16 protein-coding genes and 1 pseudogene are annotated in these 17,997 nt (G+C 33.7%); all 17 read right to left on the bottom strand.

Annotation, left to right across the window (positions count from 1 at the left end; all coding sequences use genetic code 11):
* Positions 1 to 226, bottom strand: a pseudogene (locus BLV37_RS11935) (hypothetical protein); the annotation flags it as partial.
* A 163-nt stretch (positions 227 to 389) separates the two neighbouring features.
* The gene (locus BLV37_RS11940) at positions 390 to 749 is read right to left on the bottom strand and encodes a nuclear transport factor 2 family protein (protein ID WP_091731805.1); all 360 of its coding nucleotides are present in this window, start codon (positions 747 to 749) and stop codon (positions 390 to 392) included.
* Between the two features lie 34 nt (positions 750 to 783).
* Positions 784 to 1,470 (bottom strand): L-fuculose-phosphate aldolase, encoded by a 687-nt coding sequence (locus tag BLV37_RS11945; RefSeq protein WP_342026621.1) that lies wholly within the window; start codon positions 1,468 to 1,470, stop codon positions 784 to 786.
* 14 nt (positions 1,471 to 1,484) lie between these two features.
* Complete coding sequence (locus tag BLV37_RS11950; protein ID WP_176967973.1) at positions 1,485 to 2,519, bottom strand: S-methyl-5-thioribose-1-phosphate isomerase; 1,035 nt, start codon at positions 2,517 to 2,519, stop codon at positions 1,485 to 1,487.
* Positions 2,520 to 2,675: 156 nt separating this feature from the next.
* Positions 2,676 to 3,866 (bottom strand): trans-sulfuration enzyme family protein, encoded by a 1,191-nt coding sequence (locus BLV37_RS11955; RefSeq protein ID WP_091731810.1) that lies wholly within the window; start codon positions 3,864 to 3,866, stop codon positions 2,676 to 2,678.
* A 149-nt stretch (positions 3,867 to 4,015) separates the two neighbouring features.
* On the bottom strand, positions 4,016 to 4,810 hold the full coding sequence (locus BLV37_RS11960) for a QueT transporter family protein (protein WP_091731812.1): 795 nt from the start codon (positions 4,808 to 4,810) through the stop codon (positions 4,016 to 4,018).
* A gap of 21 nt (positions 4,811 to 4,831) precedes the next feature.
* Complete coding sequence (locus BLV37_RS11965) at positions 4,832 to 5,599, bottom strand: S-methyl-5'-thioinosine phosphorylase (protein WP_091731815.1); 768 nt, start codon at positions 5,597 to 5,599, stop codon at positions 4,832 to 4,834.
* Positions 5,600 to 5,611: 12 nt separating this feature from the next.
* Complete coding sequence (locus tag BLV37_RS11970) at positions 5,612 to 6,370, bottom strand: energy-coupling factor transporter transmembrane component T family protein (RefSeq protein ID WP_091731818.1); 759 nt, start codon at positions 6,368 to 6,370, stop codon at positions 5,612 to 5,614.
* 1 nt (position 6,371) lies between these two features.
* Positions 6,372 to 8,093, bottom strand: coding sequence for an ABC transporter ATP-binding protein (locus BLV37_RS11975; RefSeq protein WP_091731820.1), 1,722 nt, complete (start codon positions 8,091 to 8,093; stop codon positions 6,372 to 6,374).
* A gap of 16 nt (positions 8,094 to 8,109) precedes the next feature.
* Positions 8,110 to 9,147, bottom strand: a complete 1,038-nt coding sequence (gene mtnA, locus BLV37_RS11980) for an S-methyl-5-thioribose-1-phosphate isomerase (protein ID WP_091731823.1) — start codon at positions 9,145 to 9,147, stop codon at positions 8,110 to 8,112.
* A 30-nt stretch (positions 9,148 to 9,177) separates the two neighbouring features.
* The gene (locus tag BLV37_RS11985; RefSeq protein WP_091731825.1) at positions 9,178 to 10,128 is read right to left on the bottom strand and encodes an MDR/zinc-dependent alcohol dehydrogenase-like family protein; all 951 of its coding nucleotides are present in this window, start codon (positions 10,126 to 10,128) and stop codon (positions 9,178 to 9,180) included.
* A gap of 40 nt (positions 10,129 to 10,168) precedes the next feature.
* A complete protein-coding gene (locus BLV37_RS11990) occupies positions 10,169 to 11,452 on the bottom strand; it encodes an amidohydrolase (RefSeq protein ID WP_091731828.1) in 1,284 nt (427 codons plus the stop codon).
* Between the two features lie 41 nt (positions 11,453 to 11,493).
* Positions 11,494 to 12,225: a GntR family transcriptional regulator gene (locus BLV37_RS11995; protein ID WP_091731830.1), complete on the bottom strand. Its 732-nt coding sequence runs from the start codon at positions 12,223 to 12,225 to the stop codon at positions 11,494 to 11,496.
* 220 nt (positions 12,226 to 12,445) lie between these two features.
* Positions 12,446 to 13,336, bottom strand: a complete 891-nt coding sequence (locus tag BLV37_RS12000; RefSeq protein ID WP_091731832.1) for a cation diffusion facilitator family transporter — start codon at positions 13,334 to 13,336, stop codon at positions 12,446 to 12,448.
* Between the two features lie 83 nt (positions 13,337 to 13,419).
* Positions 13,420 to 13,707 carry a hypothetical protein gene (locus BLV37_RS12005; RefSeq protein ID WP_091731835.1) on the bottom strand — a complete coding sequence of 96 codons (288 nt, stop codon included), beginning with the start codon at positions 13,705 to 13,707 and terminating at the stop codon, positions 13,420 to 13,422.
* A 69-nt stretch (positions 13,708 to 13,776) separates the two neighbouring features.
* Complete coding sequence (locus BLV37_RS12010; protein ID WP_091731837.1) at positions 13,777 to 15,639, bottom strand: ABC transporter ATP-binding protein; 1,863 nt, start codon at positions 15,637 to 15,639, stop codon at positions 13,777 to 13,779.
* 34 nt (positions 15,640 to 15,673) lie between these two features.
* Entirely contained in the window at positions 15,674 to 17,482 is a 1,809-nt protein-coding gene (locus BLV37_RS12015) for an ABC transporter ATP-binding protein (protein WP_091731840.1), read from the bottom strand.
* Between the last annotated feature and the right edge of the window lie 515 nt (positions 17,483 to 17,997).

A 17,997-nucleotide genomic window follows, 5' to 3' on the forward strand; every position in this document is an offset into this window, starting at 1 on the left:
TTCTTCTTTGAATGTAGTATTCCTTTTTTCTAGTGCTTGACTCCCTAATGGTCTCATCAAGCATTTCTAGAGCTTCCTTCACTATTTTAACTCCTATTTCATCTAGGGATTTTCCTGTATTTATGATGAAATGAGAAATGTCTTTACTATCTAATATTAGGTCCTCTAAATTATTTTTCATATCCAGGGTGATTTTTTCTACTATTTCGTGTATAATTGTATTCATAAGAATAGCCTCCTCTGTGTTTTGGTGTGTTGCTTTGACACTTCCATCATAACATATGGGGCTATTCTTTTTATATTTTTTCCTACAATTATTTTACACTAAGTTACAAAGGGAAATAATAAAGAAGCGGGAATAGTTTTAACAATTTCCGCTTCTGAATTTTTTACTCTTTTGGGATTGGAAGGCCATGCTTTCTTAAAAATGATAATTTGTCCCAATAACCTCTTTGAAATACAATTTTATCATTTATAATATGGAAAAAACCACATCCTCTTAGTCCAAGTGGATCTTTCCATTCTAAAATTGCCCATTCACCATCTTCAAAAATGTTTTCTATAATACAAACCATTTTAGCTTGAGCAAATTCTTCTTCAAACATTTTTTTGATTTCTTCTTTCCCCTGAATTGGAGTGTTGGGTACTTGGTAGTTTATAGCCTCATCGCCATAAAAACTTATTAAATCAGTAACATTCGCATTATTAAAAGCTTCAACCCATTTTTCAATGACTTCTTTTGGTCTCATGATTACCTCCAAAATATTTCTATAAAAATATTAATTATTTTCTTTGACCATATGTTTTGAATTTATCCAACATTAATATCATTTCTTCCTCTGATAAAATAACAGGCTCTCCTATGGATTTTGTTCTATAGTAAAGCTCTGCACAATATTCTATCTCTTCTGTAATATTAAAAGCGTTTAATAAATCATTTGCTCCTGCTAAGAGTCCATGATTTGCTAATAAAACTGCCTTCCTGTCTTTCATAGCTTCAAAAGCATTTTCTGCAAGCTCTTTAGTACCGTATGTAGCATATTTAGCACATCTTACATCTAAGCCTGCTAGTGCTACCATATAATGAACTGGTGGTAAGGACCAGTTTAGACATGCTAGGGTTGTAGCATACATGGTATGAGTATGAATAATAGCATCTATATCTGTTCTTCTTTCATAAAAAACTCTGTGCATTTCAACTTCACTTGAAGGCTTTCTATGTCCCTCTACTTGCTCTCCATCAATGCTTAATATAACTACATCCTCTGGCTCAGTTTGAAAATAGTCAATGCCTGTAGGGCTTATAGCAAACAGTCCTTTATCTCTATTGAATATACTTAAATTACCACCTGTACCCTTTGTTAACCCTGAGGTCAAAAGCTTTTTACCGTATTCTACAATTAGCTGTCTTTCTTCCTTCATTAACATAATTTCATCAGTCCTTTCTTGCTTTATACAATAAATATTCATAAATGGACAAATAGTTAATCACTATAATATCTATTTAAATCGTAAGGAGTAAATATACCTTTGTCAGTAATTACAGCACTTACTAAATGAGGAGGAGTAATATCAAACAATGGATAATAGCCTTTCACACCTTCCATTGCAGTTCTTACACCCATAGCCTCTAAAACATAGCTTGCATCTCTTTCTTCTATCTTTATTGTTGAAACACTATCATGCCCCTTGTCTGGAGTCCCAGTTACAAAATAAGGAATTCCTAAGTACTTTGCTGCTATTGCAATTTGAAAAGTGCCAATCTTATTTACTACATGCCCATCCATGCAAATAGCATCTGCTGCTGATGTGAATAAATCTACTTTTTTGCTTAGCATTGTATAGGCAGGCATATTATCTGTTATAACCGTTACATCAAAACCTTGCTCATAAACGACGCTAGCAGTAAGCCTTGCTCCCTGAAAATATGGTCGTGTCTCTGGACATATAACTTTAATATCCTTGCCCCGTTTTTTTGCTTCCTTAAGCATTTGACCTACTATAGTTTCTCCAAAGCATTGTGTCATAATGGTGCCTTTATCTGGGAACATATCCACAAGATAATTTGCAACCTTGCCTATCCTAATATAGTTATTGTTTATTGTTGCTAAGGTGTGATGAAATATTCCTTCATCAACCCTTTCCCCTTGTTTTATAGCCTCCTGAGCTGCATTTAAACACCCCTCTACAACTATTTCCATACGTTTGACCGTAGTAGGTCTTGCATGTGAAAGTGTATAGGCTGCATCCTTTAAATATTCAAGCAACTGTTCTGAAGATTTGTCCTTTGCCTCATGAGCAGCAAGTGCCATTCCCATACCAGCAGCAACATATGGCCCCCCACTTTGAGTTACCATATCAGCAATCGCCTTAGCTACTTCTGTATGGTGGTAGCAAGTAACAAACTGTACTTTAGTAGGGTATATTCTCCTATCTAATATTTTAACCATACCATTCTCATACCATGCTACATTTTCATACTGAAGCATAAATGCCAAACCTTTATCAGCTCTTATCAACTTAATTCCTCCTAATTATGGCAGTATTAGTTGTTAGTCTTTAGCTGTTAGCTAGAAGATAATCTAAAGCTTTCAGAGTCACTCTATATTTTGCGACTTTGTTGTATAGTTTATATTCAGTCTGAGCATGTAGATAAAACTCATGCTCTATTTTACTCATATCATTGATAGTGCATTATCTAGGTCTTCAATTATGTCGTTCACATCTTCAAGTCCTACAGATATTCTTATCATGCTTTCAGTTAATCCAAATTTAGCTAGCTCTTCTTTTGGGTATCCTCTATGTGTCATAGCTGCTGGAAGCTCTATTAAGGTTTCACAGTCTCCAAGGCTTACAGCAAGCTGTGCTAGTCTCACAGAGTTAACAACCTTCTTAGCAGCTTCTAAATCCCCATTTATTTCAAAGCTTATCATGGCTCCAAAGCCACTCATCTGTTCTTTTGCTATTTCATGTCCTTTAAAATCCTCAAGTCCAGGATATAAAACTTCTTTTACCTTTGGATGACGCTTTAAAAACCTAGCTACCTCAAGCGCATTTTTCTCATGCTGTCTCATCCTTACACCAAGTGTTTTAAGTCCTCTAAGCAAGAGCCATGCATTAAACGGACTCATTACTCCTCCAAATTCACACATGTAATCAAATTTTAGAGATTGTATATAATCTGCATTTTTAGAGATAGCAACTCCACCTACAACATCTCCATGACCACAGATATATTTGGTAGCACTATGAACTACTACATCTGCTCCTAAGGTCAATGGTCTTTGGAAGTACGGTGTAGCAAAAGTATTATCTATTACTACCTTTACCTCTTTTTCCTTTGCTATTTTTGAAATTTTTTTAATATCTATAAGCATTAGGTTGGGATTTGAAGGGGTCTCAAAATATATTACCTTAGTTTTTTCGTCAATTAAGTCTTTAAGCCCATCTGTATAGCTTAAATCTGCTATTTTATAATCCACATTGTACTGAGGAAGAAGATGTGTAACAACGTTGTAGCTAGATCCATATAAGGTTTTATTTACTATTATATTGTCACCTGGCTTAAGAAATGAAAATAGAACCGAGCTTATTGCAGCCATTCCTGAAGAAAATGCAACTGCTCCATTACCTTCCTCTAAAGCAGCCATTCTGTTTTCAAAAAGTCTTAGGGTAGGATTGTTCCCCCTAGTATATACATAATCGTCACTTTCAAAGGACATAACCTTTTCAACATGTTCAATGCTATCAAATACAAAAGTAGATGTTTGATAAATTGGCGGATTCAATGCATTATTTGCATTTTTTCCTTGGCTCCCAGCATGTATTGACATAGTTTCAAATCTGTATTTTTTATTTTTGTCCATAAAAGCACCTCTCTCTGTTATTAACCTAATATTTTAGTATCTAATAACTAAACTACTATTAGGTACTAAATACTAAATACAAAAAAGATTTTCTATTTAGTATTTAGTACCTTTATATTGAATACACAGGGGGGAATCCCCCCCCTATGTTACTGCATAAAGCTCCCAACAAATGTTGCTAATACGCCTAATCCTGCTACTAATGCTACACTCATTCCTTCAGCTACTCCAGAGCCAAAGCTGAAAAGCTCTTGCCCAGCACCTAGTGCAACTGCTAATCCTCCTATAAGGCCTACAACTGTACCTAAAAACATGATTATAGCACCAATTCTTGCTGTTCCACCAGTTTTAGGTAGGTCTTCTTCTGGCATTATATCCGTCCATAGAAGGTCCCATTTCTTAATTCTCGGATATAAAACTATTAATAGAGGTATACCAAGGATTATTGAAGGAATTGAATTGTTTAAAGATATTATAGCTCCTAGTGCTGCAAATGGCACCATTCCAAGTATTTCAAGTCCCCAGCCTATAATGAGAGCACATGATAATGCTCCACCTAAAGTTGCAAGAATATATGCCACTACTTTCTTCCCAGATTTAAGATTTGGTTCTGCATCGTCTTTATCAACTACACCTAGGTTGTGCCATACTTTGTATGGTACATAAGCAAACATAAAGTTCCCAAAGAAGCCAAAAATACTACCAACACCTAATGAACCAAAGAAATCTCCTATAAGGTTACCTATAGCTGAACCCCAAGCTCCCGCAGGTCCAAATAAAAGTCCAAATACTATAGGTAATGCACTTGCAGGTCTAAATTCTGTAATTCCAGGAATTAAAACTAGTGCTTTGAAAGGTATTAATAATGCTGCATAAAGGCCTGCACATAATGCTACTAAAACTACCATTTTAGTTGACTTCCACATTTTAAATACTTCTTTCATTACAAATATCCCCCTTTATTATTAGAGTTTAATAATTGCATTTTGACAGTTACAACTTTCCTGGTCTAGGTTTTCTCTAAATACTCTTAAAAAAGCCTTACTAATTTTTTCTTTGTTCGCAGACAATGTACCTCGAATATCATGTAGGGTAATCTCTCCTTTAATGCCTGTACACCAATTTGTGATTATCCCAACTGTTGCATAACACATTCCTAATTCCTTTGCTAGTACTACCTCTGGCACATTAGTCATGCCTATTACATCACCTCCTAAATTTTTATACATTTTTACTTCGTATTCTGTTTCAAATCTAGGACCTTCAGTGCATATATATACTGCATTTCCTTTTACATGAACTTCTTCAATCTTTGCTGCATCATAAAATTTGTTTCTAAGGTTTCTACAATAAGGATCACCCATATCTGTATGTTTAACGGGCTCCTCTCCACCTTCAAAGAAAGTAACAGGTCTTAATTTAGTAAAATCGATAAAATTATTTACTACTACAACATCCCCTGGAGCATAATTCTCATTACATGAGCCAACTGCTGCAGTTGCGTAGATATATTTAACTCCTAGTTGTTCTAATGCCTTCATATTTGCTCTGTAATTTATTAAATGTGGTGGTGTTGAATGGTCTTTTCCGTGTCTTGCTAAGAAAACTATATCTTCTCCGTTAATATTTACTATATCAACTTCTACATTTCCGTATTTTGTTTCAACAATTTTGGCATGGCTTCCTACTCCAATATCGTAGACACCTGTACCTCCAATAATAGCCTTCTTCATAATATTTACCTCCTATAATTTAAATGCTATTTTTGAGTATATAGAAAATATTACTGCTAATATTGTTATTACCATAAGTGCATAATCCTTTCCATCAAAGCCTATTTCCATGTAATTAGTTCTTTCTTTGTCATAGCCAAAGCCTTTTGATTCTAGGGCCATAGAAAACACATTTGTACCTCTTATAACAGAAATAAGTGTTGGTATCAATAATGGTACATATTTTTTAGCTTTTTGAAATAACGTTCCTGAATCTAAGTCTAATCCTCTGGACTTTTGTGCTTGAGTAATTGTATAACTAGTACCTACTATCATAGGAACAAGTCTTATTGCAGTTGAAAATGCAAATGCTCCTCTGTAAGGCACCTTTAATTTGACAAGACCTAGGGATATTTCTTCGATTTTTGTAGAGCTTAGGAAAATCATCCCAGAAATAATCATTATGTCAAACTTTAAACCTATCATGATTCCATGTAAGAGTCCTTCTAGAGTTATAGGTCCCAGTAGCTTTGTTTCCCCGCCCTTGGTCAAGGACCATATAATTATTGACATTAAAGCAATCATGAATAATATTACCCTTATACGCTTTAAATTTGATAACACTCTTCCTGATTGTCCATATAAGAAAATAACTATTCCTAGTCCAATTAGTATAGGAAGAGAATTAAATAAAAGTGCAATTGCAAAACTACCAAACATGACTAGCAGCTTAGTTCTAGGATCTAATCTATGAAGGAAAGTATTCTTGTCTATATATAAGAACATATCCATGTTACTTCGCCCCCTTAGTGCATCTAATCATTTCATCTATTGACAGTATTGTATTTCCTAGCTTATTGCTTAAGCTTACTATATGAGGTGTTTTTAAATAAGATTTTAAAAGCTCCTCTTCATTTTTAAATACCTCTCTAGTAGTGCCATACATCTTTATTTCTCCATCATTTACTACTGCTACCCTATGAGCATATTCAGAAACTACCCACATTGTATGGGTTATCATTATTATGGTATGCCCACTTTCATTAAGCTTTTTTATTAGCTCCATCATCTGTCTTTGCTCTTTATAGTCAAGTCCAGTAGTAGGCTCATCTAGGATTATAACTTTTGGTCTGGCAGACAATATAGAAGCTACTGCTATTCTTTGTCTTCCGCCCTTAGTAAGTGAAAATGGGTCTTCCTCCTCATATCCTTCCATATCAACTGCCTTTAGTGCTTCTTTAACTCTTTCATCTATTTCTTCCTTTGAGCAGCCTCTAATCTTAGGGCTAAAAGCTACTTCTTCATAAACTGTATCAGCAAATATCTGATGGTCAGGGTTTTGAAAAGCATATCCTACCTCTTTACCTATCTCAAATATTGTTGAATTCTTAGTGTCTTTTCCATTTACTATTACATTCCCATTTGTAGGTAATAGTAATCCATTAAAATGCTTTACTAAAGTAGTCTTACCGCTTCCATTGTGCCCAAGTACAGCTAAAAATTCTCCTTCTCTTACCTTTAGACTAGCTCCTTTTAAGGCAGTTTTCCCGTTAGGATAAGTGTGCTCTAGATCCTTTACTTCTATTATTACATTTCCATATTTACTATCTCTTTTTTCTTCTCCACAAAGAATTTCTGCATATTTTTCTTCATCTATTTCAAGTCCTAGACTCTTGAATTTTTCTAGGCCTTCATCAGGTGTTAAGGGTAGTTCTTCTTTTTTTATTAAGGACATTTGAGAAAAGTATTTTGGAATTTGAAGGGACATTATTCCTATACGATCTGTTAATTCTATTTCTTTTAGAACCTCTTTAGGGCATCCATCCTTTAAAATATGTCCGTCTTCCATAATTATAAGCCTATCAGCGTTTAATGCCTCTTCTGTTTCATGCTCTATTATTATAAGGGTAAGATCTTTGTCTTCATGTAACTCTTTAGCTATTGTAAATATACCTAGCTTGCCCACTGGGTCCAGATCTGTAGTTGGCTCGTCCATGCAGATAATACTTGGTTGAGAAGCGAGAACAGAGCCTATAGCTAATCTTTGCTTCTGGCCTCCAGATAATGTTGAAGGCTGCCTAGCTTCAAAGCCTTGAAGCTTAACTGTCTTTAATATTTTTTCTATTCTTCTTTTTATTTCTTCTCTATCAACCTTAAAATTTTCAGGTCCAAATGCAATCTCCAGCATTGTATTTGTAGAAAACAACTGTGATTCAAAATCTTGAAAAACTAATCCTATTTCCCTCGCCATTTTGCTCACACTATTTTCCCTTGCATTAGCACCATTTATTAAAACTTCACCGCTGTATTGTCCTCTAATGAAATGAGGTACTAGTCCATTTAAGCAATTTGCCAAAGTAGATTTACCTGCACCGCTAGGCCCCATTATTACTACAAATTGACCTTTTTCAATATCTAAGTTTATATCTTCAATAGCATTTTTATCTTTTTGGTCTTTATACTTAAAAGTCAGGTTTTTTATGGATATAGCCTTTACTTCCTCTTTATTACCCATTTTCTTTCATCCCTCCTTATTTAAGTTTTAATATGTTTTCTCTATATGGTGGTCTTACTATTCCTTTTTCCGTTATAATCCCTGTAATATTTTCACTTGGCGTCACATCAAATGCAGGATTAAATACGTCCATACCTTCTGGTGCTATTCTAACGTTTTCGATGTGAGTAACCTCCTCGCTACCTCTCTCTTCAATTTCTATTTCTTCTCCTGTTTCTATATCAAAATCTATAGTAGTTGTTGGAGCAACTATATAGAACGGTACATTATAAGCCTTTGCTACTACTGATAACATAAATGTTCCAATTTTATTTGCAGTGTCTCCGTTTAAGGCTATTCTATCTGCACCTACTAATATTACGTCTATTTTCCCATCTCTTATTAAGGTCGCAGCCACATTATCTGCAATAAGCTTTGAGGGTATTTCCTCTTGCCTTAGCTCCCATGCAGTAAGTCTTCCGCCTTGAAGTCTTGGCCTTGTTTCATCAGCATAAACAAATATATCCTTTCCAGTATAGAATGCCTCTCTTACTACTCCTAAAGCTGTACCAAACCCAGCTGTAGCTAGAGCTCCTGTATTGCAATGGGTCAGAATAGTAGCTTTTTCAGGAATAACTTCATTACCATGTTTTCCCATTTGTTTGTTTGTTTGTATGTCTTCATTAAAAATGTTATCTGCTTCTATTCTTATTTTTTCATATATGTCATTTACTGATAGCTCTTTGTTTTCTTCTATAAGGTTTCTCATTCTTCTTATTGCCCACATTAGATTTACTGCTGTTGGTCTTGACTTGTTTAATAAGTCCAATGCTTCTTCCATGTTCTTAAAAAATTCATCCTTACTATTATTTAGGAATTCTTTTGCAGCTAGGACTACTCCATATGCTGCAGTTGCTCCTATGGCAGGTGCTCCTCTTACAACCATATCTTTAATGGCAAAATCTACTTCCTTATATGTCTCGCACTGGAATATTTCATAAGTTATCGGTAATTTTCTTTGATCTATTAGATATAAAATATCATCCTTAAATTCAATTGTTTTAATTTCTTTCATATTTTTTTCCTCCTCTTATACTGAATAAATCTAATTCATTTGTAAATCGAATACTGCTTTTAGGGCATTTTTATCTTCAAAAGCGCTTTTAAAGTCTTTTAGTGAGTAGATTCCACTTACTAGTCCATCTACAGACACTAGCTTTCTTTCTAAAAGCCTTAACGCTGCATCTATAGGTCCACATCTTGTGCCTAATATGGTTATTTCGTTTACAACCCAGCTTGTAGGGTTAAGCATAGCCTCAGAGTTATAAGTGCTTTTTAGTATTATTGTTCCCATTGCTTTCACTATATCCTTAGCATATTTTAAGCCTTGAGAATTACCTGTGCAGTCAATTGCTACATCAAAATAATTTTCAAATTTAGAATCTTGTAAAAGTATTGTTTTTGCTTTTCTTTTTAATAAATCTAGTTTCTCAGAATGCTTTCCAATTACAGTTAAGTCGCAGGATGTTAAGCTTATAACTTGAGTAATCATCTGTGCTAGCTTGCCATCTCCAATTATAGCGACTTTATCCGTAGGTTTTATATGATACATATTAGTTATTTGAAGCGCAGCAGCTAAAGGCTCTGCAAATACAGCTTCCATGTCTGACACTCTATCAGGAACTACGTGTATATTCTTGTTTGGAAGAGTTATATAATCTGCAAATGCCCCATCCTTATGGGTCATTCCTAATATTTTTCTGTTTCTACAATGATTTTGGAAGCCTTTATTACAAAAATCACATTGATTGCATCCTATATTGATTTCTCCAACTATTCTTTTGCCAACCAAATCCTTCTCCTCTGATTCTTCAACTACTCCAACAAACTCATGCCCCAATATGCCTTTAAAATCCTTGTAGCCTTTCACTATCTCTTTATCTGTATTGCATATTGCAGCATAGGTAATCTTTATTAGAGACTCGTTGCTTTCTATTTGAGGCTTTGGTATATCTTCTCTGTATTGAAGCTCCCCATCAAAGTATACAGCTCTCATCTTCTCACCCTCTCATTAAAAAATTTAGGTATTAAGAAAGCTATTTAATTAAGCTCTTTGCACACTTTTCTGCATTATACATTACTTTCTCTACATCTATTGTTTTAAGCTCATAATTCTCCATTAGGATTTTCCCATCAACTATTACCGTTTCTACATCTGAAGCCTGAGCAGAATAAGCCAATGATGCAACTAGATTATATCTTGGATAAAAATGCGGTTTGTTTAAATCCAAGATTACAATATCTGCTTTTTTCCCAACTTCTAATGTTCCTACTTCTTTTTCTAAACCTAGAGCTTTAGCCCCATTTAAAGTAGCCATCTTAACAGCAGTAGCTGCAGGTATGGAGGTAGTATCACCTTTTAATGCCTTATTAACAAGAGCAGCTAAATTTATTTCTTCAAACATATTCAGATTATTATTACTAGCAGAACCATCTGTTCCCAATGCTACATTTACTCCTTTTTTAAGCATATCCTCTACTCTTGCAAAACCATTTCCTAGCTTTAGATTGCTACCAGGGTTGTTTGCTACATTTACCTTTTTATCTACCAATATGGCTATATCCTCGTCTGATAAATGTACACAATGAGCAGCCAATGTAGGTAATTCAAAAAGTCCTAAATCATGAACATGCTTAATAGGAGATTTTCCTCGAAGATTATAGCTATCTTCTACTTCTTTCTTGCTTTCAGATAAATGAATATGTATTCCCATTCCCTTTTCTGCTGCCATGTTTATGACTTTATGTAAAAATGAAGGCTCACATGAATATGGAGCATGAGGTCCTGCCATTACTGTTATTCTTCCATCTGCCTTACCATGCCAGCTATCATAATATTTTTTAGCATTGTTGATCTTTAGGTCCTGATCTCCACTATCAGACATGCCTATTGACAAGCTTGCCCTTATTCCTGTTTCATCTACTGCCTTGGCTACCTCGTCCATGAAGAAATACATATCTGCAAAGGATGTGACACCTGATTTAATCATTTCAACTATACTAAGCATAGAGCCCCAATAAACATGCTCAGGTATTAGCTTTTCTTCAAGAGGCATTATTCTCTCTGTTAACCAAGGCCAAAAAGGTAGATCATCAGCATAGTTTCTAAAAAGGGACATAGCTATATGAGTATGTGAATTAATTAATCCAGGCATAACTAGCTTGTTTGTTCCATCTATAATTTTGTCTGCTTTTAGGTTCTCTGAGTTTCCCCCTATACCTTTAATCTTTCCATCTTCTATGAATACACTAGCATTATTTATAAGCTCAGCATGATCAGTCATTGTAAGAACTGAAGCATTTTTGATTAAAATATTCATACGTTCTCCTCCTCTTATATTTTATTTTCTATAATTCTTATTTATCTTATCCTGTTTACTATAAATTTAAATACGTCTGTATTAAAATAATCCATTGAGTATATTTGTGGACTACCTTCTTTGTCGTAATGTACTTGATGTAGTAACAAGAAAAGCTGATTCTCCTTTATCTTCATATGTTTTATCATTTCAGCTGTGGGAAGAGTGGGAATAATCTCTGCTATAGCGTATTCAGGCTCTATTCCATGCTTTTCCTTTAAATAGTTGAACATGGACTCTTCCTCAATGATTTGTGGAATTTTTTCCATTGTATCTGTTCTTTTTATTGTATCTACACAATACACCGCAACCTTTCCATTGGCAGTTCTAATCCTCGTAAAAGTCACTACTTTATCATCTTCCTCCAAGCCCATTTTATCCACCATATCCTTTGTGGGAAGGTTTTCCTCAATGCCAATCCAAATAGTGCCTGGTTCATATCCATAGCTTTCTATTATTTCAGTAATGCTCTCTAGTTTTTCAAGTCCACTCTCAATGTGAGTAGGTACCTTGTTTACAAATGTACCTTTCCCCTGAATCTTATATAATATTTTATCTTGTTCTAATAGGGCTAATGCTTCTCTTACTGTATATCTGCTTACTCCAAGCATTTCAGTTAATACAGCCTCCGAAGGAATTACACTATCAGGCTGAAGATTTTCATTCATTATATATTCAGTAATTTTCTCTTTAACCTTTTGACTTAGAGAAACAGATTTTTCTTTAATTTTCATTATAAGTGCTCTCCTTTATCTTTGACTTGTCAGACGTCTGACATCTCGTTTTAATATTATCATTTTATGAATTTTCTGTCAATATTACTTGGTAAATTTTTTCTTTTTATAACGAGTAGGAAAACTCTACTCTGGCACTTCTATTGTGGGAATTTTTCGGATTGGAATATATTGATTTCTCAAAAAACAAAAGATAGCTAGTTTTTTAGCTATCTAAAATTTATTCATCTTTTTCTTTATTAAATACATCGGCTGGTTCAACGTGTACTATTACTTCTTTTACACCTTCTAGCTCTTCTTTTAGCATATCCTCAATTTCATGGGCTAGCTTATGTGAATATTCAAGGGTAAACGCTTTGTCTAATCCCACATGCAAATCCACCATTATATAATTTTCTTTTCCCCTTGTCCTTATTTTATGGCAATACTGCACTTGCGGAACTTTAATTACTAAATTATATATATTATCTGAATCAATCATACTAGCATCTGATAATATATTTATTCCAGGTATGAGTATTTCAAGTCCAGCTTTAATAATAAGTATTGCTATAATACCAGCAATAATTGTATCTATAATTACAAAGCCTAATCTTATAGCAATCAAGCTCACAATAACTGAAATAGAAACATAGATATCACTTCTCGTATGCATAGCATCCGATAATAATATACTGCTTTTTAGTTCTCTTCCTCTTTTAGCTTCATATGTAGTTACCCAAAGATTAACTCCTAAGGTAGCTATCATAACAATAAAGCTATAAATACTTATTTCTGGAGTTATAGGGTTTTTAAATCTATAATAAGCGTCTGACAATATATTATAAGAAACAAAAAAAAGCAAAAGGCTTATTACTATGGTTGAAAGAGTTTCAAACTTTTGATGCCCATATGGATGACTCTCATCTGCTGGTCTGGCAGCTATCCATATTCCTATTAAACCTACAACATTGGACGAGCCATCTGAAAAAGAATGGTATCCGTCTGCAATCATACTTGAAGTATTAGTGATTTTACCAAAGATAACTTTTGCAAGCGCTACTAAGATGTTCAGTACTAAAATACCTCCTAGTACATTTCTGACTTGCTTATAGTTGCTTTTTTCTGCCATAATATGTGTCCACCACCTTTAAACCTTCAGAAAAAAGCAGCCCATTAACATAGCCAATGAACTGCTTAGTCTGTAGTTAATATTTAATGTAGATTTGAATCTACTGTATTTTGAAGTAATTCTCTTAGGCTACGGGCAGTAAAATCTCTGACACTTACCCAGCCATCATTAGAATTATTGTACTCATTTAATTTATCGTTAAATATATACCCATCTCCACCTTCATTAAAACCCTTTGCTACAAGTTTAAATGTATTGTTCTCATTTAAATAATATGAGTATTCATTTCTATCGTCTTTTACTTCAACTATATTATTAAATGAATTTAATATAGCTCTTTTTTCTTTTAATGTTACAAAGAACATTTTCACACTATAGCCTCCTTAGTAGAAATATTCATGGATTTACTTACATAATATTCTACCTAAAATAAGACTTTTTTATCCTTTAAGTACTTTGGCATTTTGTTCTTCTATAAACTGATTTGTATATAGTCTATAATAATATCCTCTTTTCTTCAATAGCTTTAGATGGTTTCCTTCTTCAATAATCTTGCCATCTTTAATGACAAGTATTCGATCTGCAGTTCGTATTGTAGAAAGCCTGTGAGCTATAATAAAGCTGGTTCTTCCCTTCAACACCTTGTGTATAGCATCTTGAATTTTTTGTTCTGTTTCTGTATCAATAGAAGAAGTAGCTTCATCTAATACAAATATTCTTGGATTAGCAAGAATTGCTCTTGCAAAGGATATAAGTTGTTTTTCACCAGTAGATAGCTTACTGCCTCCTTCTCCAACTTCTGTATCATAGCCTTTTTCTAGTTTTTTAATGAAGTCATGTGCATTTACTAGTTTAGCTGCTCTTATAATTTCTAATTCACTTGCATCTAAATTTCCATATCTAATATTGTCTTTTATAGTGCCACTAAACAAGTGAGGTCCTTGTAGAACATATCCTAGATTTGAATGTAGCCAAAGTAAAGGCATTTTCTTATAATCAACACCATCTATGAATATTTGCCCCTTTGTAGGTTCATAGAATCTACAGGCAAGATTTACTATAGTACTTTTTCCTGAACCAGTTTCTCCAACTAATGCTATAGTTTCTCCCGCTTTAATATGAAGATTAAAGTTTTCTAATACCTTTTCACCAGTATTATATGCAAAGGTTACATCCTTATAGGTTATATCGCCCTTAATTTCTGGCCAATCTTTTTTATTAGGATTTAAGGAATCTCCATATTCAGCTGCTACATCCTCACTATCTTTTATTTCAAGCTTTGTATCTATCATTGACAATACCCTTTCAGCAGAAGCTTGAGCTGATTGAAGCTCTGCAAACACACGGGCTACTTCTCTAACAGGCTCAAAAAAACTAACTGTATATGATATAAATGCTACTAGTGTACCATAGCTAATAGCTTGCAAAAATACATTTTCTCCTCCATACCAAAGAGCCAGACCTGTACCTATAGTAGATAACACTAGAACTACAGGCTGAAATAATGAGGAAAATACTGCTGCTCTTACAGAATAAGTTTTCATGCTTTTTGTCAATTCTACAAATTCATGAAGGTTGCCTTCTTCTCTCACTAAGGTTTTAGTTGTTCTGGCACCCATTATGCCTTCATTAAATGCACCAGTAATACGTGAATTTATTTTTCTTGTCTGTCTATGTGCCTTTAGAATTTTTTTCTGAAAATACATGCTAACTACTGCTAGTATTGGCATTACAGAAAGGACAATTAGTGCAAGCTTCCAGTTAAGCAATAGCATTACTATACTAATAGCTATCATTAAGGTAAATCCCCAAACCATGTCTACGATACCCCAGGCAATAGTATCTCCTAGTCTTTGAACATCCGAAGTCATTCGAGCCATTATCCATCCTACAGGTGTATTATCATAATATGAAAAGGATAGCTCCTGTAAATGCTTAAAGCCTTCTTTTCTTATTTCGTATACAACCCCTGTCTCGATTTTACCAGCTATAGCTATGAAAAATCCTATAGTTCCTACTTGGATAAGGACTAATACTCCATATATAATTCCAAATACTATAATCCCATCAATATATATCCTATTAAATAATGTTATTCCTTTAAGATTACTATTAACTACATAGTTATCTATTATGAACTTTGTCATAAGAGGAAATATTGCATCTATTACTGCAAGACTTACCATAAGGAAGCATAATAAAATTAATTCCTTTCTTAAAGGCTTTGCATAATAGAGTATCTTTTTCCATAATTTTAAATCAAATTTATTGTTGTTATACTCTTGTTCTTGAAACGAACTCATTAACTAACACCACCTTTTTGTCAAATAAAGTAGCCTATACTGTTTTACTCTCAACCATAAGCTCCTGTTCTAAAGAATTTTGGATATCCCATATTCTTCTATATAATCCTTGTTGGCTTATTAACTCCTGGTGGGTACCAGATTGAACTAGCTGTCCACCATCTAGAACAAGAATAATATCTGCCTCTGCTAAGGTAGAAATCCTATGTGATATTATAAATGTAGTAGTATCCTCTTTTCTTGATTTTAAAGCCCTTCTAATATTGGCATCAGTCTCGGTATCCACCGCACTAAGAGAATCATCAAAAACAAGAATCGGATAGTCATTGATTATGGTCCTAGCAATAGCTACTCTTTGCTTTTGACCGCCTGAAAGAGTAACTCCTCTTTCTCCTACTAATGTTTCGTAGCCTTTTTCAAAGTCTAATATAACATCATGAATAGAAGCTATTTGTGCTGCCTCATAAACCTGTGAATCTATTGCATCCTTCTTTGCTATTTTAATATTCTCTTTTATATTTTTTGAATACAAGAAAGGTTCTTGTAAGATAATACCTACATTTTTTCTTATCCATTTCTTATCTATTTCTTTTAGCTCTACACCATCTATTTTAATTGAACCTCCTTGATAATCATAAAGTCTACCAAGAAGATGAACTAAAGTAGATTTGCCTGCTCCAGTAGGTCCTAATATAGCAACTGTTTGCCCTTTTTTTACTTTAAAGGTGAGTTCCTTTAATATAGGCCTATCTTTTTCATATTCAAAGTATACGTTTTGAAAATCTATATCTCCTTTTATTTCAGGTTTTAATAGCTTTTCATCAGTAATTTCTAAGGGTTCATTTATTATTTCTCTTATTCTATTTAGAGAAACTATCATTTTCCCGAAATCAGCTAATATTCTTCCCATTTGCCTAACAGGCCAAAGAAGCATCCCCTCGTAGGTTGTAAAAACTACTAAGGTACCTAGGGATATTTCTCCTTTAGCAGCCCAGTGAGCACCAAAGATTAACACTGCTCCAATCTGTAAAAGGCATACTAAGTCTGATAATGCCCAATAGCCTGCTAATAATTTAATTAGCTTATAAGTTAAGCTTCTAAATTCTATATTTTTATCATCAAACTTATCTATTTCATATTGCTGTCTAGCAAAAGCTCTAACTACTCTTATTCCTGTAAGGTTTTCTTGGAGCACATTAGAAAGTCTACCTTCAGCCTCATCAGAGTTTTTAAAGGCATCTCTTATCTTTATAAAAAACACTATTGCTGCTACAAAAATAATTGGGACTACTGACATAGCAATCATAGTAAGCTTTACATTTAGAGAAAACATTATACTCATGACTATTGCTACCATAAAAATAGCCTGCCCTATTTCAACAAATTGAACTGCTAAAAACCTTCTTATTGTATCAATATCTGAAGTACATCTCTGAATCAAATCTCCCGTTTCTGCTTTTACATGGTATTCATAAGATAAATGCTGCAGGTGATCATAAACCTCTTCTCTAATATTCTTTGCTATAGACTCAGAGGCTACTGCTGACCACTTTCCTCTAAAATATATGAATATCCCTCTTCCCATAGTTAAAATTAAGAGTGAGATACTCAATAACCAAAGATTTTGTACCAGTATACTTCTTCCTCCTATTGAATTAATTATGTTTTCTATCCAAATAGGTAGCTCCATAGGCTGATTACCTATTACAGAGTCAATAGAAAATCTAAGCACTAGTGGTCCTGCTAGCGTAAAAGCTGTAGCAAATCCTACACTCATTATTGCTCCAATATATAATAACCTATTTCCCTTCATCCATTTTATTAACATTCTAAAACCGTCCATATTTTCACCGTCCCTTTATAAGTGTCCTTCTATACATGATTTTTAACCTGTTTCAATAATATAATCCTTACTTAACCCTAAAATTCCTTTACAATTTTTGTTCAATAGACTTAACATTTTAACTCCCCCTTTTTTGATGAAAAAAGCCATAGGATTATTTCCTATGGCAATATAAGCACATAAGGGTAGCAGAAAGCCTTCAAATCATAAAGACAATCCAGACACTCTTAGGGTAAATATAAAAAGCCATAGGAAAGCATACACAATCCTATGACTTTATCAGCTAATATAAAATTTCAAAATATTTACATTAAAAAACTAAAGACACCGGTCGTGTATATAAAATATTTAATTCATTTTTATTTAGTAGTAAATTTATTCTATTTCTCATGACACGACCTCCTTTTCATAATATTTTCTAACATAACCAGTATATTAAAATAAAATGGAAATTACAACTATTTTTTCAATTTGTAACACATTTGTAATGTTTAAAAGGCAAAGCCAGTACGTGG

Source organism: Proteiniborus ethanoligenes (genome assembly GCF_900107485.1).
In the GTDB taxonomy this organism is placed as follows: domain Bacteria; phylum Bacillota; class Clostridia; order Tissierellales; family Proteiniboraceae; genus Proteiniborus; species Proteiniborus ethanoligenes.

What these genes read in the sequence shown, in the direction of transcription:
- BLV37_RS11940 (WP_091731805.1), bottom strand. Translation starts at nt 749, where the DNA reads ATGAGACCAAAAGAAGTCATTGAAAAATGGGTTGAAGCTTTTAATAAT.
- BLV37_RS11945 (WP_342026621.1), bottom strand. Translation starts at nt 1,470, where the DNA reads ATGAATATTTATTGTATAAAGCAAGAAAGGACTGATGAAATTATGTTA.
- BLV37_RS11955 (WP_091731810.1), bottom strand. Translation starts at nt 3,866, where the DNA reads ATGGACAAAAATAAAAAATACAGATTTGAAACTATGTCAATACATGCT.
- BLV37_RS11960 (WP_091731812.1), bottom strand. Translation starts at nt 4,810, where the DNA reads ATGAAAGAAGTATTTAAAATGTGGAAGTCAACTAAAATGGTAGTTTTA.
- BLV37_RS11965 (WP_091731815.1), bottom strand. Translation starts at nt 5,599, where the DNA reads ATGAAGAAGGCTATTATTGGAGGTACAGGTGTCTACGATATTGGAGTA.
- BLV37_RS11970 (WP_091731818.1), bottom strand. Translation starts at nt 6,370, where the DNA reads ATGGATATGTTCTTATATATAGACAAGAATACTTTCCTTCATAGATTA.
- BLV37_RS11975 (WP_091731820.1), bottom strand. Translation starts at nt 8,093, where the DNA reads ATGGGTAATAAAGAGGAAGTAAAGGCTATATCCATAAAAAACCTGACT.
- mtnA (WP_091731823.1), bottom strand. Translation starts at nt 9,147, where the DNA reads ATGAAAGAAATTAAAACAATTGAATTTAAGGATGATATTTTATATCTA.
- BLV37_RS11985 (WP_091731825.1), bottom strand. Translation starts at nt 10,128, where the DNA reads ATGAGAGCTGTATACTTTGATGGGGAGCTTCAATACAGAGAAGATATA.
- BLV37_RS11990 (WP_091731828.1), bottom strand. Translation starts at nt 11,452, where the DNA reads ATGAATATTTTAATCAAAAATGCTTCAGTTCTTACAATGACTGATCAT.
- BLV37_RS11995 (WP_091731830.1), bottom strand. Translation starts at nt 12,225, where the DNA reads ATGAAAATTAAAGAAAAATCTGTTTCTCTAAGTCAAAAGGTTAAAGAG.
- BLV37_RS12000 (WP_091731832.1), bottom strand. Translation starts at nt 13,336, where the DNA reads ATGGCAGAAAAAAGCAACTATAAGCAAGTCAGAAATGTACTAGGAGGT.
- BLV37_RS12010 (WP_091731837.1), bottom strand. Translation starts at nt 15,639, where the DNA reads ATGAGTTCGTTTCAAGAACAAGAGTATAACAACAATAAATTTGATTTA.
- BLV37_RS12015 (WP_091731840.1), bottom strand. Translation starts at nt 17,482, where the DNA reads ATGGACGGTTTTAGAATGTTAATAAAATGGATGAAGGGAAATAGGTTA.